Origin of the sequence: Mycobacterium sp. 2-64, from assembly GCF_035918375.1 — a bacterium.
GTDB lineage: Bacteria > Actinomycetota > Actinomycetes > Mycobacteriales > Mycobacteriaceae > Mycobacterium > Mycobacterium intracellulare.
This window is the reverse complement of the sequence record NZ_CP142361.1, coordinates 4,790,793-4,806,521: the sequence shown is the minus strand read 5'-3', so window position 1 is coordinate 4,806,521 and position 15,729 is coordinate 4,790,793. Positions and strand designations below refer to the sequence as shown.

At 67.8% G+C, this 15,729-nt stretch carries 15 protein-coding genes; 10 read left to right on the top strand and 5 right to left on the bottom strand.

From position 1 onward, the window contains the following. The first annotated feature begins 25 nt into the window (after positions 1-25). Together QGN31_RS22390 and QGN31_RS22385 are read left to right on the top strand one after the other, a co-directional pair. Positions 26-883, top strand: coding sequence for an NAD(P)-dependent oxidoreductase (locus QGN31_RS22390; protein WP_043955600.1), 858 nt, complete (start codon positions 26-28; stop codon positions 881-883). Then, a complete protein-coding gene (locus QGN31_RS22385; protein WP_009951960.1) occupies positions 883-1,311 on the top strand; it encodes a carboxymuconolactone decarboxylase family protein in 429 nt (142 codons plus the stop codon). Before QGN31_RS22390 ends, QGN31_RS22385 begins: the two co-directional genes overlap by 1 nt. Positions 1,312-1,321: 10 nt before the next feature. Here QGN31_RS22385 and QGN31_RS22380 read toward each other — a convergent pair whose 3' ends face one another. Beyond that, positions 1,322-2,416, bottom strand: a complete 1,095-nt coding sequence (locus QGN31_RS22380; protein ID WP_014941247.1) for an aldo/keto reductase — start codon at positions 2,414-2,416, stop codon at positions 1,322-1,324. Positions 2,417-2,465: 49 nt separating this feature from the next. On the opposite strand from QGN31_RS22380, the gene QGN31_RS22375 reads away from it, so the two are divergent. Both QGN31_RS22375 and purD read left to right on the top strand, forming a co-directional pair. Next, positions 2,466-2,894, top strand: coding sequence for a MarR family winged helix-turn-helix transcriptional regulator (locus QGN31_RS22375; RefSeq protein WP_225331791.1), 429 nt, complete (start codon positions 2,466-2,468; stop codon positions 2,892-2,894). 50 nt (positions 2,895-2,944) lie between these two features. Continuing rightward, entirely contained in the window at positions 2,945-4,213 is a 1,269-nt protein-coding gene (gene purD, locus QGN31_RS22370; RefSeq protein WP_014379077.1) for a phosphoribosylamine--glycine ligase, read from the top strand. Between the two features lie 6 nt (positions 4,214-4,219). On the opposite strand, the gene QGN31_RS22365 is transcribed toward purD, so the two are convergent. Together QGN31_RS22365 and QGN31_RS22360 are read right to left on the bottom strand one after the other, a co-directional pair. Beyond that, complete coding sequence (locus tag QGN31_RS22365; RefSeq protein WP_014379078.1) at positions 4,220-5,803, bottom strand: gamma-glutamyltransferase family protein; 1,584 nt, start codon at positions 5,801-5,803, stop codon at positions 4,220-4,222. A gap of 82 nt (positions 5,804-5,885) precedes the next feature. Next, positions 5,886-6,797: an alpha/beta hydrolase-fold protein gene (locus tag QGN31_RS22360; RefSeq protein WP_014383791.1), complete on the bottom strand. Its 912-nt coding sequence runs from the start codon at positions 6,795-6,797 to the stop codon at positions 5,886-5,888. Positions 6,798-6,870: 73 nt separating this feature from the next. Here QGN31_RS22360 and QGN31_RS22355 point away from each other — a divergent pair, with 73 nt between their 5' ends. Further along, entirely contained in the window at positions 6,871-7,488 is a 618-nt protein-coding gene (locus QGN31_RS22355; protein WP_008263833.1) for a TetR/AcrR family transcriptional regulator, read from the top strand. On the opposite strand, the gene QGN31_RS22350 is transcribed toward QGN31_RS22355, so the two are convergent. Then, complete coding sequence (locus QGN31_RS22350) at positions 7,467-8,216, bottom strand: DUF429 domain-containing protein (protein WP_014941248.1); 750 nt, start codon at positions 8,214-8,216, stop codon at positions 7,467-7,469. The genes QGN31_RS22355 and QGN31_RS22350 overlap by 22 nt on opposite strands. Before the next feature lie 153 nt (positions 8,217-8,369). Between QGN31_RS22350 and purB the strand changes: the two genes are divergently transcribed. From purB to QGN31_RS22335, 3 genes are read left to right on the top strand one after another with little or no spacing between them, the layout of a single operon-like run. Then, positions 8,370-9,788, top strand: coding sequence for an adenylosuccinate lyase (gene purB / locus QGN31_RS22345; protein ID WP_014941249.1), 1,419 nt, complete (start codon positions 8,370-8,372; stop codon positions 9,786-9,788). After that, complete coding sequence (locus tag QGN31_RS22340; RefSeq protein ID WP_014941250.1) at positions 9,785-11,032, top strand: cytochrome P450; 1,248 nt, start codon at positions 9,785-9,787, stop codon at positions 11,030-11,032. The genes purB and QGN31_RS22340 overlap by 4 nt, the downstream gene beginning before the upstream one ends. Continuing rightward, positions 11,029-12,051: a tellurite resistance/C4-dicarboxylate transporter family protein gene (locus QGN31_RS22335; RefSeq protein WP_014383794.1), complete on the top strand. Its 1,023-nt coding sequence runs from the start codon at positions 11,029-11,031 to the stop codon at positions 12,049-12,051. Before QGN31_RS22340 ends, QGN31_RS22335 begins: the two co-directional genes overlap by 4 nt. Here QGN31_RS22335 and QGN31_RS22330 read toward each other — a convergent pair. Beyond that, the gene (locus tag QGN31_RS22330; protein WP_009951947.1) at positions 12,016-12,636 is read right to left on the bottom strand and encodes a hypothetical protein; all 621 of its coding nucleotides are present in this window, start codon (positions 12,634-12,636) and stop codon (positions 12,016-12,018) included. The genes QGN31_RS22335 and QGN31_RS22330 overlap by 36 nt on opposite strands. A 51-nt stretch (positions 12,637-12,687) precedes the next feature. On the opposite strand from QGN31_RS22330, the gene QGN31_RS22325 reads away from it, so the two are divergent. Both QGN31_RS22325 and QGN31_RS22320 read left to right on the top strand, forming a co-directional pair. Beyond that, positions 12,688-13,578: a phosphoribosylaminoimidazolesuccinocarboxamide synthase gene (locus tag QGN31_RS22325; protein ID WP_009951945.1), complete on the top strand. Its 891-nt coding sequence runs from the start codon at positions 12,688-12,690 to the stop codon at positions 13,576-13,578. After that, positions 13,575-15,713: a S9 family peptidase gene (locus QGN31_RS22320; protein WP_009951944.1), complete on the top strand. Its 2,139-nt coding sequence runs from the start codon at positions 13,575-13,577 to the stop codon at positions 15,711-15,713. The genes QGN31_RS22325 and QGN31_RS22320 overlap by 4 nt, the downstream gene beginning before the upstream one ends. Positions 15,714-15,729: the final 16 nt, after the last annotated feature.

Here is a 15,729-nt window from a genome sequence, read left to right as displayed (position 1 = left end):
GAAGCGATGAGGAGGAGTGGCGCAGATGACTGACCAGCTCAAGCTGGGCTATATCGGGCTGGGCAATATGGGCGCTCCGATGGCCACGAAGATGACCGAATGGCCGGGCGGGGTAACGGTTTTCGACATTCGGACCGATGCGATGACCCCACTGGCCGAAAAGGGCGCCCGCCTGGCCGACAGCGTCGCCGACGTCGCGGCCGCCGACATCATCCACATCACCGTGCTCAACGACGCCCAGGTTCGCGAGGTGGTCGGCGAGCTGGCCGCGCACGCCGAGCCCGGGACGGTCATCGCCATCCACTCGACCATCAGCGACACCACGGCCGTCGAACTGGCCCGCGATCTCAAAGAGCGGGGCATCCACATCGTCGACGCCCCGGTCAGCGGCGGCGCGGCCGCCGCCGCGAAGGGTGAGCTCGCCACCATGGTGGGCGCCGACCGCGAGGTGTACGAGCGGATCAAGCCGGCGTTCAAACACTGGGCGGCCGTGGTCATCCACGCCGGTGAGCCGGGTGCGGGTACCCGAATGAAGTTGGCCCGCAACATGTTGACGTTCACCTCGTATGCCGCCGCGTGCGAGGCCATGAAACTCGCCGAGGCGGCCGGGCTGGATCTGCAGGCGCTCGGACGGGTGGTGCGTCATACCGACGCTCTCACCGGTGGCCCTGGGGCGATCATGGTGCGTGAGGACATGAAAGACCTCGAGCCGGACAACTTCCTGTACCAGCCGTTCCTGCACACCCGGGGGCTGGGGGAGAAGGATCTGAGCCTGGCATTGGCTCTCGGCGAGTCGGTGTCGGTCGATCTACCGCTCGCGCAGTTGGCCTACGAGCGATTGGCCGCCGGCCTCGGGGTGCCGCACACGAAGAAAGAGGCGTAATGGACGAGCTGCGCAGCAAGGGTCTCGCGAAGATGAACGAGGTCTACGGCTGGGAGATGCCCAACGTCGAAGGCGACGCGTACTTCGACCTGACCGTCGATCACCTGTTCGGCAGCATCTGGACGCGGCCGGGGTTGTCGATGCGCGACAAGCGCATCATGACGCTGACGGCCGTGACCGCGATCGGGAACCGCGACCTGGCCGAGATCCAGATCAACGCGGCGCTCCTCAACGGCGAACTCTCCGAGACCGAACTGAAGGAGATGGCCGTCTTCCTCACCCACTACCTCGGCTTCCCGCTGGGCTCGGCCCTCAATGGCGCGGTCGACGCCGTGGTGGCCAAGCGCAAGAAGGCGGCGGCGAAGGGGGGCGGCGAGGACAAGAAGGCCAACGTGGATGCCGCGCTGAAGATGCACTCGGGCGAGTGATCGGTCAATCTCAGTACGGCTGAACGCCTTCGGGCATCACGTATTCGGAGATCGGCGCGGAGACCCCGTTGATCGTCGTTCCGCCGTTGATGATGCCCGGCGCCAGCTCCAGCATGTTGTGCGGGAAACCGAGCCTCGGTTTGGTCAACGCGTCCAGCCGAGCCAGCTCGTCGGCGCCCAGGTTCACGTCGGCGGCCCGGACGTTGTCCTCGAGCTGGGAGAGCCGCCGCGCGCCGATGATGACGGACGAGACGGCACGCTGCGCGCGGACCCAGGCCAGCGCCACGCTGGCGACATTCGTCTCGTGCGCTCTCGCGATGACCTCGAGTTCATCGATGACGGCGTAGGTCTTCTCGTTGAGAAAGGCATCCACCATGGCGCCGCGGTCGGCGTCGTGCCGGCCGCTGTTGGCGCGGGTGTACTTGCCGCTGAGTACGCCGCCCTTCAACGGCGACCACGGCGTGATGCCGAGGCCGAATTCGGACGCCATCGGCACGAGTTCCTGTTCGATGGTGCGCTCCAGCAGCGAGTACTCGACCTGCAGCCCGATGAACGCCGACCAGCCGCGGAAGCGCGCGAGGAGGTTGGCTTCGGCGATCTTCCACGCCGGGGTGTCCGAAACCCCGATGTAGCGCACCTTGCCGGCACGCACGAGGTCGTCGAGTGCCGCCATGGTCTCCTCGATCGGGGTGTTGGCGTCCCAGATGTGCAGCCAGTACAAATCGATGTAGTCGGTTTGCAAGCGACGCAACGAATTTTCGCAGGCGCTGATCAGTGATTTGCGGCCCGAGCCGCCGCCGTTGGGATCACCCGGATACAGGTTGCCGCTGAACTTGGTGGCGATCGTCAACCGATCGCGGCGGGCGGGGTGGCGCCCGACGTGGTCACCGATGATCTTCTCGGAATGGCTTCGGGTGTAGAAGTTGGCGGTGTCGATGAAATTGCCGCCGAGTTCGATGTAGCGGTCGATGATCTGTTGTGACTCCTCGACACTGCTGCCCCAGCCGAGGTCTTCGCCAAAGGTCATCGCGCCCAGGCAAAGGGGGCTGACGCGCAAACCGGAGCGTCCGAGTGTCACGTATTGATCCAGCGGCATGTTGCCCACTTCCTGGTAGATTGTTCGACCATGAGGTTGTTCATAACAAAACTAGTTTATGTCTGAACGATCTGGCAAGTCGTCTGCAGTGGATGCGGCCAAGATCTGGTCGCTGAACTATCGGGTGCTGCTGTCGGTCATCTCGTGCGCCGAGGCGGACATCTGCGCGCTGGGCCTCGAATCCAAGGAGCTTTTCCTGCTCGCCGAGATCGACGAGCATCCCTATCCGGCCGAGCTGGCCGCGACCCTGAGCATGCCCAAGGCGACGGTGACGCTCTACCTGAAACGGCTCGAGGCCGCGGGGTTCGTGCGCCGCGAGATCGACCCGTCCGATTTGCGCCGGCACCGGCTGCAGCTCACGACGACCGGGCGCCGGGCCGCCAGGGACGGCCTGAAGCTGCTTTCCGACGAGTTCGACAAGCGCCTCGGGCGGCTCACCGTCGCCCAGCGCAACGACCTCAGGAGCCTGCTCGAGAAAATCCTCTGAGCGTGGGGACTGTGGGCGTGAGCAGGTTGGCCCGGCTAGTCTGACGTGTCGTGCGCGTCCTGGTGATCGGTTCCGGTGCCCGTGAGCATGCGCTGCTGCTGGCGCTGCGCAAAGACCCGCAGGTCACGGGGCTGGCCATCGCCCCGGGCAACGCCGGCACCGCCCGGCTGGCCGAGCAGCACGACGTCGACGTCACCTCGGCGGAGGATGTCGTCGCCCTGGCCCGAGCGGTGCGCGCCGACCTGGTGGTCATCGGTCCCGAGGTGCCGCTGGTCCTCGGGGTGGCCGACGCGCTGCGGTCGGCCGGCATCGTCTGCTTCGGCCCCGGCAAGGACGCCGCCCGCATCGAAGGCTCCAAGGCGTTCGCCAAAGAGGTCATGGCCTCGGCCGGCGTGCGCACCGCGGCCACCGAAATCGTCGACAGCCCCGCACTTTTGGACGCCGCCCTGGACCGCTTTGGTCCGCCGGCCGGCGATGCGGCGTGGGTGGTGAAGGACGACCGCCTCGCCGCCGGCAAGGGAGTGGTGGTGACCGCGGATCGCGGTGCGGCGCGAGCGCACGCCGCCGGGCTGCTCGAAGCCGGCCACCCGGTGCTGCTGGAGTCGTATCTGGACGGTCCCGAGGTGTCGCTGTTCTGCGTCGTCGACGGCGCGACCGTGGTGCCGCTGCTGCCGGCGCAGGACTTCAAGCGCGTCGGCGACGGCGACAGCGGACCCAACACCGGCGGCATGGGCGCCTACGCGCCGGTCCCGTGGCTTCCCGACGAGGTCTATCGCGACATCGTCGGCAACATCGTCGAACCCGTTGCGGCCGAGATGGTTGCGCGTGGCTGCCCGTTCAGCGGATTGCTGTATGCCGGGCTCGCGATCACCGCAAACGGGCCCGCGGTGGTTGAATTCAACTGCCGCTTCGGCGATCCCGAGACCCAAGCGGTGCTGGCACTGCTGGAATCGCCACTCGGCCAGCTCCTGTACGCGGCGGGCAGCGGCACGTTGACGGAGTTCGGCGAGCTGCGCTGGCACGACGGTGCCGCGGTGACGGTGGTGCTCGCGGCGGAGAACTATCCCGGGCGTCCTCGGGTGGGCGACGTCATCGTCGGCTCCGAGGCCGACGGGGTGCTGCACGCCGGAACCGCGCGACGCGAGGACGGCGAAATCGTCTCCTCGGGTGGCCGCGTGCTGTCGGTGGTGGGAACCGGCGCCGACCTCTCGGCAGCGCGAGATCACGCGTATGACGTCCTACGTTCGATTCGACTGCCGGGCAGTCATTTCCGCAACGACATCGCCCAGCTGGCGGCCGAAGGCCAGATCCGCGTCTAAAAGGCGTTAGAAGGCGACCGCCTGTCCGTCGCGGCGCGGATCGCTGGCAGCGAAATAGCCGCCGTCGAGCCGCCAGATCGCCTGGCAGCTGCCGAATTGGTTGTAGTCGTCGACGGCGACCAGGTCGTGCCCGCGCCGGCGCAATTCGTCGAGCGTCGCAGCGGGGAAACCCTTTTCGCAGCTGACCTGCGTCCCCTCCACCCACCGGAACCGCGGGCCGTCACACGCCGCCTGCGGGTTCTGCCCGTGGTCGGCGATGCGCACCATCACCTGCACATGTCCCTGCGGCTGCATCATTCCGCCCATCACCCCGAAGCTCATCACCGGGGCCCCATCCTTGGTCACGAAGGCCGGAATGATGGTGTGGAAGGGGCGCTTGTTCGGGCCCACGACGTTCGGATGGCCTTTCGTCGCAAGGAAATTCGCGCCCCGGTTTTGCAGCGAGATGCCGGTGCCGGGCACCACCACGCCGGAACCGAATCCCATGTAGTTCGACTGGATCATCGACACCATCATCCCCGCGGCGTCGGCCGCGGTCAGGTAGACGGTTCCGCCCGTCGGGGCGCCCGCGGAGGCCGGCTTCGCCCTCGCGCGGTCGATCAGCGCGGCGCGCTGCGCCAGGTAGTCCGTGTCCAACAGGTGTTCGGGCCGCAGCGGCATGTGCTCGATGTCGGCGACATACGCCTGGACGTCGGCGAACGCGAGCTTCACCGCTTCGATCTGCAGGTGCACGCTGTCGGCGGAATCCGGTGGCAGCGACGCCATGTCGAAGCGCTCCAGGATGCCCAGGGCGATCAGCGCGACGATCCCCTGCCCGTTGGGCGGAATCTCGTGCACGGTGTATCCGCGGTAGCCGCCGTCGACAGTGCCCACCCAGTCGGCGCGGTGCGCCGCGAGGTCGCTACCCCGCATGACACCGCCGTGGGCCGACGCGTGCGCCTCGAGTTTGGCGGCCAGCACCCCGCGGTAGAACGCCTCGCCGCGGCTGGCGGCGATCGCCTCGAGTGTGGCCGCGTGATCGGGCAGGCTGAATCGCTCGCCGGGTTTCGGCGCCCGCCCGCCCGGCAGAAACGCCTCGGCGAAACCCGGCTGCCTCTCGAAGAGCGGCACCTGGGCCGCCCACTGCTCGGCCACCGTCGGCGAAACCAGAAAGCCGTTGCGGCCGTAGGAGATCGCGGGCTCGAAGAGCCGCTCGAACGGCAGCTTGCCAAACTTGGAGTGCAGTTCGGTCCACGCCGACACCGCGCCCGGCACGGTCACCGAATTCCACCCGAAGAGGGGAACGGCTTCTCCGCCAAAGTATTCCGGAGTCCAGCCCGCCGGGGAGCGGCCCGATGCGTTCAGCCCGTGCAATTGCTTGCCATCCCACACGATGGCAAAGGCGTCCGAGCCGATGCCGTTGGAAACCGGCTCCACGATCGTCAGCGTGATGGCGGTGGCTATGGCCGCGTCGACCGCGCTGCCGCCCTCGGCGAGCATCCGCAGGCCAGCCTGGGCGGCGAGCGGTTGCGATGTGCACACAACATTTTCCGCCACGACGGGCTTGCGGGGCCAGGCGTAGGGGAGGTTCCAGTCGAACGGTGCGCTCATCTCCGCGAGCGTAACGCCATGGCGATTTCGGACGCGATGCTTCGCCGTGGCGTTACGCCCGCGGGGCGGCGGCGCAGACCCCTCACGCCGTCAGCAGCGGTGCCATCCAGGTCAGCTCGGCGGGCAACTGCGAGCTCCAGAATCCCCCGTCGTGCCCACCGGGTGAGAAGCCACCGGCCGGCGGATTGGGCAGTTGCGCGATGAACTGCTTTGTCGCGCTGTAAAACGGATCGCTGTCGCCGCAGTCGATCCGAATGGGGATCGAGGCCAGGGCGGGCATGCCGAACACCGAGTTCGCGGCGAAGTCGTCGGGGCCGTCGAAAGCGCCGGGCGCGGCCGCGCCCGACGACATCCACAGTGCGGGGCTCACCGCGCAGATCGCCGCGGTGCGGCCCGGTCCCAACCGACCGCCCAGCAGCAATGCGCCGTAGCCGCCCATCGACCAGCCCAGGAACGCCACCCGTGAGGTGTCCAGATTCTGGTTGCCCAGCATCGGGATGAGCTCGTCGAGCACCATGGCGCCGCTGTCCTCGCCGGAAGACCGTTTGTGCCAATAGCTGCCGCCGCCGTCGACGGCGACCACCGCGAACGGCGGTAGTCCGGCGTCGACGGCCTGCGCCAGACCGTGTTCGACGCCGCCTGCCATCACGGTGGACGCGTCACTGCCCTTGCCGTGCAGCGCGATCACGGGTCGCAGCGGCTTCGTCTGGCCCGGCGGACGCGCGATGGCCCAATTCGTGTTCACCCCGCCACGCGCGGCGGAGACGAAGGAACCGGTCACCATGGTGGGCGCGGCCGCCGCCGGGGGAGCCGGATCGCGAGGCGGGCTCGGCGCCAAAGGCACCTGGGTGCCGGCCGTCGACACCGGCGTGGCATGAGATGTGCGTGGCTGTAACAGGATGTCGAGTCCGTACGCGCCGACGGCGCCGAGGGCCGCACCGGCGCCGAGACCGAGCACGGCGCGGCGGCTCAAGTCGGGCATGCGGGCCATCATGCCATGTTCGTTCGGCGGGCCGTTTGGCCGAAATGGCAATGCAGTACCACTTTGGCTGGCACGATGGCTACTCGTGACTGCAGCGGTTACTCCGAAAGGAGAACGTCGACGGTACGCGCTCATCAGCGCCGCCGCCGAGCTGCTCGCCGAGGGCGGGTTCGAAGCGGTGCGCCATCGGGCGGTCGCCGGGCGGGCCGGATTGCCGTTGGCGTCGACCACCTATTACTTCTCCTCCCTCGACGATCTGATCGCACGCGCGGTCGAGCACATCGCGATGATCGAGGTGGCGCAGCTTCGCTCGCGGGTCACCGCGTTGTCCCGGCGGCGCCGCGGGCCGGAGACCATCGCCGAGGTGCTGGCGGACCTGCTCGTCGGGGACGTGTCCGGCCCGGGACTCACCGAGCAGCTGATCTCGCGCTACGAGCGACACATCGCGTGCACTCGCCTGCCCGCGTTGCAGGAAACCATGCGACGCAGCCTGCGTCAGCGCGCCGAGGCCGTTGCGGAGGCCATCGAGCGCTCGGGCCGCTCCGTGCATATCGAACTGGTGTGCACGCTGATCTGCGCGGTCGACGGGTGTGTGGTGTCGGCCCTGGTCGAGGGCCGGGATCCGCGCGCGGCGGCGCAGGGCGCGGTGGTCGATCTCATCGAGGTGCTCGCCCCCATCGATCAGCGCCCCGTGCAGATCTGACCCGGCAGCGACGGCGTCACGATGCACCCGCTGTCAACGTCGCCGTAGATCGTCATCCCGGCCGGGCGGCGCTGGGCGTACAACGCCACGTAGGCACAGACGACGGCGTCGACCGGATCCTCGGCGCGGCGCAGCTCGCATTTGCGGTGCGCGGCGGCCACCGCCGTCCGCAACGCGACCCAGCCCTCGTGCGCGGCGACGCGCAGCGGAATCGGGGCCTGCGCGAGCCGTTCGAGCCCGTCCATCAGTACCAGGAGCTCGGACTTGAGCCGGTCGACGCTACGGCCCGGCTTGGCCTTGTACTTCAGGGTTCGCTCCAACCCGAACAGCGCGACTGTCGCCGCATGCGGGTAGACCTCGACGGCGCGACGGCCGACCGGTGACCGAGGATCCAGGTCGAGGCCGAGCGCCGCGGCCAGGCGTCCGCCGCGCGGGCCGTTGGCGAATTCGGGCTTTCCGGTGTTGCAGGGGTGGGTGCCGGCCTCGAACCGGCGGAAGTCGCGGTTGAGCGCGGTCTCGGCCGGACGCTGGCCGGTCGGGTTGTTCACCACCAGAGGCGCGTCGAAGGCGACGACGCAATCGCCCCGCACGTAGGGCCGCAACGCGGCCAGGATCTCGTCGTCGTCGCGGGCCGCGCCCACGCTCACCAAATCGCCGTCGGAGTCGACGACGGCGACGCCGCTCGGGTTGCGACCCGCCCAGGCGAGGTCGACACCGGCGAAGTACATCCGCACAGGGTATGACCGCGACGCAACGAGGGTATGGCGGCATCGAATGTAACGCCACGGTGATTTTCGGCCCGATTTTTCGCCGCCACGTTACGCCCGGTGATGAGAAGACCCGGGCGCGACGACCGTAAGCTGTGTGTTCGTGAGGACCAAGTGAGCATTCCGAATGTGCTGGCCACCCGGTACGCCAGCGCCGAGATGGTCGCGATCTGGTCGCCGGAGGCCAAGATCGTCGCGGAGCGGCGGCTGTGGCTCGCGGTGCTGCGCGCGCAGGCGGAGCTGGGCGTCGCGGTGCCCCCCGACGCGATCGCCGACTACGAGCGGGTGCTCGAGGACGTCGACCTGTCGTCGATCGCGGACCGTGAACGCGTCCTGCGCCACGACGTCAAGGCCCGCATCGAGGAATTCAACGCGCTGGCCGGTCACGAGCATGTGCACAAAGGCATGACCAGCCGCGACCTGACCGAGAACGTGGAGCAGCTGCAGATCCGGCGGTCGCTGGAGCTCGTCTTCGCGCACGGGGTTGCGGTCGCGGCGCGGCTCGCCGAGCGGGCCGTCGCCTATCGCGACCTGGTGATGGCCGGGCGCAGCCACAATGTCGCCGCCCAGGCCACGACGCTCGGCAAGCGATTCGCGTCGGCGGCCCAGGAGACGCTGATCGCGTTGACCAGGCTGCGCGAGTTGATCGACCGTTATCCGCTGCGTGGCATCAAGGGACCGATGGGCACGTCGCAGGACATGCTCGACCTGCTGGACGGCGACGCGGCCAAGCTCGCCGAACTCGAGCGGCGCATCGCCCAATTCTTGGGTTTCGCAACGGTTTTGACCAGCGTCGGGCAGGTGTATCCGAGGTCGCTGGACCATGACGTGATTTCGGCGCTGGTGCAGCTGGGCGCGGGAGCGTCGTCGATGGCGCACACCATTCGGCTGATGGCCGGCCACGAGCTGGTCACCGAGGGGTTCGCGCCGGGCCAGGTCGGCTCGTCGGCGATGCCGCACAAGATGAACACCCGCAGCTGCGAACGGGTCAACGGCCTGCAGGTGGTGTTGCGCGGGTACGCGTCGATGGCCGCCGAGCTAGCGGGTGCGCAGTGGAACGAGGGCGACGTCTTCTGCTCCGTGGTGCGCCGAGTGGCATTGCCGGACAGCTTTTTTGCCATCGACGGGCAGATCGAGACCTTCCTGACGGTGCTCGACGAGTTCGGCGCCTATCCGGCGGTGATCGCTCGCGAGCTGGACCGCTACCTGCCCTTCCTGGCCACCACCAAGGTGTTGATCGCCGCGGTGCGTGCCGGCATGGGCCGCGAGGCCGCGCATCACGTGATCCGCGAACACGCGGTCGCGACGGCGCTGGCCATGCGGGAACGCGGGGCCGAGCCCGATCTGCTGGATCGGCTGGCCGCCGACGACCGGCTGCCGTTGGACCGGGCGGCCCTGGACGCCGCGCTGGCGGACAAGAAGGCGTTCACGGGCGCGGCCGGTGACCAGGTGGACGAGGTGGCGGCCCTGGTGGACGCGCTGGTGAGCCGCTACCCGGACGCCGCCAAGTACGCCCCGGGTGCGATCCTGTGACCCTGGCCGGCGCACTCGCGGAGATCGATTTCACCGATCTCGACAACTTCGCCGACGGGTTCCCGCACGACCTGTTCGCCATCCATCGCCGCGAGGCGCCGGTGTACTGGCACCCACCGACCGACAACACCCCGGACAACGAGGGCTTCTGGTCGGTCGCCACCTACGCGGAAACGCTTGAGGTTCTCAAGGATCCGGTGACGTACTCGTCGGTCACCGGGGGCGAACGGCCCTACGGCGGCACGCTGTTACAGGACCTGGCGATCGCCGGGCAGGTGCTCAACATGATGGACGACCCCCGGCATTCGCAAATCCGGCGACTGGTCAGCTCCGGGCTGACGCCGCGGATGATCCGTTTAGTGGAAGACGATCTGCGGACCAGGGCGCGCCGGCTGCTCGACGTCGTGGTGCCGGGCGAGCCGTTCGACTTCCTGGTCGACATCGCCGCCGAGCTACCGATGCAGATGATCTGCATCCTGCTGGGAGTCCCTGAATCCGAACGGCATTGGCTGTTCGAGGCGATCGAGCCGCAGTTCGATTTCGGGGGTTCGCGCAAAGCGTCGCTCTCGCAGCTGTCGGTGGAAGAGGCCGGATCGCGCATGTACGACTACGGCCGGCAATTGATCGCGTCCAAGCGTGAGAACCCGACCGATGACATGTTATCGGTCGTGGCGAACGCGATGCTCGACGATTCGGAGGCGTCGGCCCTTTCCGACCTCGAGCTGTACCTGTTCTTCAGCCTGCTGTTCAGCGCCGGCGCGGAGACCACCCGCAACGCGGTCGCGGGCGGGCTGCTGGCGCTGGCCAACCATCCGTCGCAATTACGTTCCCTGCGTGAGGAGCTCGGTGCGCTGCCCACCGCCGTGGAGGAGATGGTGCGGTGGACCTCGCCCTCGCCGTCGAAGCGGCGCACCGCCACCCGCGACGTCACGCTGGGCGGCCGGCCGATCGAGGCCGGACAAAAAATACAGATCTGGGAGGGTTCGGCGAATCGCGACGCCAGCGTGTTCGACCACGCCGACACATTCGATATCGCCCGGAAACCCAACCCGCACCTGGGATTCGGTCAGGGTGTGCACTACTGCCTGGGCGCCAACCTGGCCCGGCTGGAACTGCGGGTGCTGTTCGAGGAGTTGCTCTCCCGGTTCGGTGCCGTGCAGGTGGTCCGGCCGGTCGAATGGGCCCGCAGCAACCGGCATACCGGCATCCGGCACCTCGTCGTGGAGCTACGCGAAGACCAGTGACGATCCGGTTCGCCGATATCGAGCCCTCACCCGATGTGTTCGCTGCGGTGATGGCGACCGGCATCTTGTCGATCGGTGCGAAAAATCACGGGTACCGGTTGATCAGCGACACGATGGGTGTCATCGCCACCCTGGGTCTGGTCCTCCTGGTTGCCCTCGTCGTCGCGAAAGGTTGCGCCACCGGACACAAGCTGCGCTGGGATCTGACCGATCCCGACGTCACGCTGCGGATGATCACCTTCGTCGCCGCCTGCGCGGTGATCGACACGCGCCTGTCGTCGAATGTGTGGGTGGCGCGGGTGCTCGGTGCCGTCGGGCTGGCGTCGTGGCTGGTGCTGATCCTGCTCAGCGCGCGAAACATGTTGGCGCACCGCTGGTCCGCGCTGCGCGACCGCGCCCACGGCGCCTGGCAGCTGGGCAGCGTGGGAACATCGGGTTTGGCGATCGTGATCGCCCGGGCGGCCCGTCACACCGGTCATCACTGGTGGCTCGCGGTGGCCGTGGCCGCGTGGGTGGCGGCGCTGTGCATCTACGGCCTGATGACCTGGCTGACCCTATGGCGCGTGGTCAACGAACGACAGGACCGCGACGGCTTCGAACCGGACACCTGGATCCTGATGGGCGGCATGGCGATTGCGACGCTGGCCGGCGACAACATCCACGCCGTGGCCCCCGCCTGGCTGGCCGGCCCGGTGCGCGTGGTCACCATCGTGACCTGGGTGACGGCCACCCTGTGGATACCGCCGCTGATCTACTTCGCGCTGCACCGCATTCGGCGGTATCCGAACATGCTGCGGTTTGCCGGCGTGTGGTGGGCGTTCGTGTTCCCGCTGGGCATGTATTCGGCGGCCAGCTTCGCCATGGCGATCGAGATCGGTCAGCGATCGCTGCTCACCGTCTCGCTGGTGTTCTTCTGGGACGCGTTGGCGGCCTGGTTGATTGTGGTCGCCGCGGGGCTGCTCCTGTTGTCGCGGGCGCTGCTGCTAAGCCCCGCGGATCGCGATACCCGCCGACCGTAATTCAAGCGCGGCCAGGGCCCCGATGGTGACCGGGTCCTCACGGCGCCAACCGCCGACCGGGTCCGCGCTGACGGCGATCAACTTGCGTGGTGGGCGGTTGGTCAACGCGCGCAGCGCGAGCAACTGCGCACCGGCCGGGGTTGCGGCCAACGCGGTCACCGTCAGCTTGCGCCGAAAGAAGCGAACCCGCAGAAATAACCACGGGATCACCGCGACGAGGATCGGGAGCGCGACGACCGCCATCGCCAGCAGCACCGCGAGCCAGCTCGCCGCGGTGTCCAGGTCGTGGCCCGCACCCGCGATGTCCAGCGCGGCCTGGCTGGCGGAGTTGAGCGGCTTGCTGACCGTGTCGCCCACCACCGGGATGTGCTGGGCGCCGTGGCCGGCGGACGCGAGGTTGCCGGCGATGCCGTCCGCGCCGCTCTCGACCTGGCGGCCCGCGTCGGCGATGGTCGCGATGGCGTCGTAAACCGCCAGGGCGACGAGGAGCCACAGCGCCGTCCACACGACGACGGCGAAGTCGCTGAACAGCTGGGCGGCCAGCCGGCCGGGCCTGGTGGAGTAGGGCAGAAACCGCGGTGTCATAGCCCGATCCCAGCACAAGCCGCGTCGTCAGGTGCCCGATAGGCTGACCGGATGCCCGCACTGTCCGACTACCAGCATCTGGCCAGCGGCAAGGTCCGTGAGCTGTATCGCGTCGACGACGAACACCTCCTATTGGTCGCCACCGACCGCATCTCGGCGTACGACTTCGTCCTGGACAGCACTATCCCGGACAAGGGCCGCATCCTGACGGCGATGAGCGTCTTCTTCTTCGGTCTCGTGGACGCCCCCAATCATTTGGCCGGGCCGCCGGATGACCCGCGCATCCCCGACGAGGTGCTGGGCCGGGCCCTGGTGGTGCGGCGGCTGGACATGCTTCCGGTCGAATGCGTGGCACGCGGTTACCTGACCGGCTCGGGGCTCCTGGACTACCAGGCGACCGGCAAGGTCTGCGGCATCACCTTGCCCCCGGGACTGGTCGAAGCCAGCCGGTTCGCCGAACCGCTGTTCACCCCGGCGACCAAGGCCGCGTTGGGGGACCACGACGAGAACGTCTCGTTCGCCCGCGTGATCGAGATGGTGGGCGGGGTGCGCGCCAACCAACTGCGCGACCGCACGTTGCAGATCTACGTTCAGGCCGCCGACCATGCGCTGAGGAAAGGAATCATCATCGCGGACACCAAGTTCGAGTTCGGCACCGACCGCGACGGCAACCTGCTACTGGCCGACGAGATCTTCACCCCGGATTCGTCACGGTACTGGCCGGCCGACGAGTACCAGGTCGGCGTGGTCCAGAACAGTTTCGACAAACAGTTCGTCCGCAACTGGCTCACCAGCCCCGACTCCGGGTGGGACCGCCACGGCACGCTACCCCCGCCGCCGCTCCCGGACGACATCATCGAGGCGACCCGTGGCCGCTATATCGAGGCCTACGAACGCATTTCCGGCCTGAGCTTCGGCGACTGGATCGGCCCCGCCGCATGAGCGAGTCGCACCTTGCCGGTCCCGTGCCACCCGTCGCCAAGCGGGTGGACAGCCGGCGCGAGCACCACGGTGACGTCTTCATCGACCCCTATGAGTGGCTGCGCGAGAAGACGAACCCCGACGTGATCGCCTACCTCGAGGCGGAAAACAGCTACGTCGACCAGATGACCGCCCACCTCGAACCGTTGCGGCAACAGATCTTCGACGAGATCAAGGCGCGTACCAAGGAAACCGACCTGTCGGTACCGACGCGGCAGGGCCAGTGGTGGTACTACGCCCGCACGTTCGAAGGCAAGCAGTATCGCGTCCAGTGCCGTTGCCCGGTAAGTGATCCCGACGACTGGAACCCGCCGACCCTGGACGAGAACACCGACATTCCCGGCGAACAAATCTTGCTCGATTCGAACGTCGAAGCCGAGGGTCACGAATTTTTCTCCCTGGGCGCCGCAACCGTCAGCCTCGACGGAAACCTGCTGGCGTACTCCGTCGACACCCTCGGCGATGAACGCTATACGTTGCGGTTCAAGGATTTACGCACCGGCGAGCTGTATCCGGACGAGATCGCCGACATCGGCGCGGGTGCGACCTGGGCCGCGGACAACCGCACCGTGTACTACCTCACCCTGGACGCGGCCCATCGCCCCGACAAGGTGTGGCGGTATCGGGTGGGCTCCGGTGCGGAATCGGAGCTGGTGTACCACGAAGCCGACGAGAAGTTTTGGCTCGGCGTGGGACTCACCAGAAGTGAGGCCTACGTCTTCATCGCCTCCGGTTCCTCGATCACCTCCGAATTCCGCTACGCCGACGCCACCGATCCGCAGGCGCAGTTCACCGTCGTGCTGCCGCGCCGCGAAGGCGTCGAGTATTCGGTCGAACATGCGGTGGTGGGCGGGCAGGACCGGTTCTTGATCCTGCATAACGACGACGCGGTCAACTTCACGCTGACCGAGGCGCCGGTCAGCGATCCCACCCAGCAGCGCACGCTGATCCCGCACCGCGACGATGTCCGACTCGACGGGGTGGACGCCTTCGCCGGCCATCTCGTGGTCAGCTACCGGCGTGAGGCGCTGCCGCGGCTCGCGCTGTGGCGCGTCAACTCCGACGGCACATACGCGGAGCCCGAAGAGGTTTCGTTCGATTCCGAACTGATGTCGGCCGGCCTGGCCGGCAACCCGAATTGGGGCGCGCCCAAGCTGCGGATCCGGGCGGGGTCTCTGGTCATTCCGGCACGGGTCTACGACATCGACTTCGTCACCGGCGAACGCACCCTGCTGCGCGAGCAACCCGTACTCGGCGATTATCGCCCGGACGATTACGTCGAACGGCGCGACTGGGCGGTCGCCGAGGACGGCGCCCGGATCCCGGTCTCGGTCGTGCACCGCTCAGGAATCGAATTCCCAGCGCCCGCGCTGGTTTACGGCTACGGAGCCTACGAGATCTGCACCGATCCGAGTTTCTCCATCGCCCGGTTGTCGCTGTTGGATCGGGGAATGGTGTTCGCGATCGCCCACGTCCGCGGCGGCGGCGAGATGGGCCGGCTGTGGTATGAGCACGGCAAGCTCTTGGAGAAGAAGAACACCTTCACCGACTTCGTCGCGGTGGCAAGGCATTTGGTGGATTCCGGAGTAACCCGCCCGCGCCGGCTGGTGGCGTTGGGGGGCAGTGCCGGCGGACTGTTGATGGGGGCGGTGGCCAACCTGGCGCCGGAACTCTTTGCCGGAATCCTCGCGCAGGTACCGTTCGTCGACCCGCTGACCACCATTTTGGATCCCTCCTTGCCGCTGACCGTCACCGAGTGGGACGAATGGGGAAACCCGTTGGCGGACAAGGACGTCTACTCCTACATGAAGTCCTATTCCCCGTATGAGAACGTCGAGGCAAAGCCGTATCCGGCGATCCTGGCGATGACCTCGCTCAACGACACGCGGGTCTACTACGTGGAACCCGCAAAATGGGTCGCGGCCCTGCGACACCTCAACGCGAACGGCAGCCCGGTCCTGCTGAAGACCCAGATGAATGCCGGGCATGGCGGCGTCAGCGGTCGCTACAAGGGTTGGGAGGAAACCGCGTTCCAGTATGCGTGGCTGCTGGCCACCGCCGACGGCGACCGTTATGGCGGCGGCCGGGACGGCTAGCTCGAGGATCAGCCGA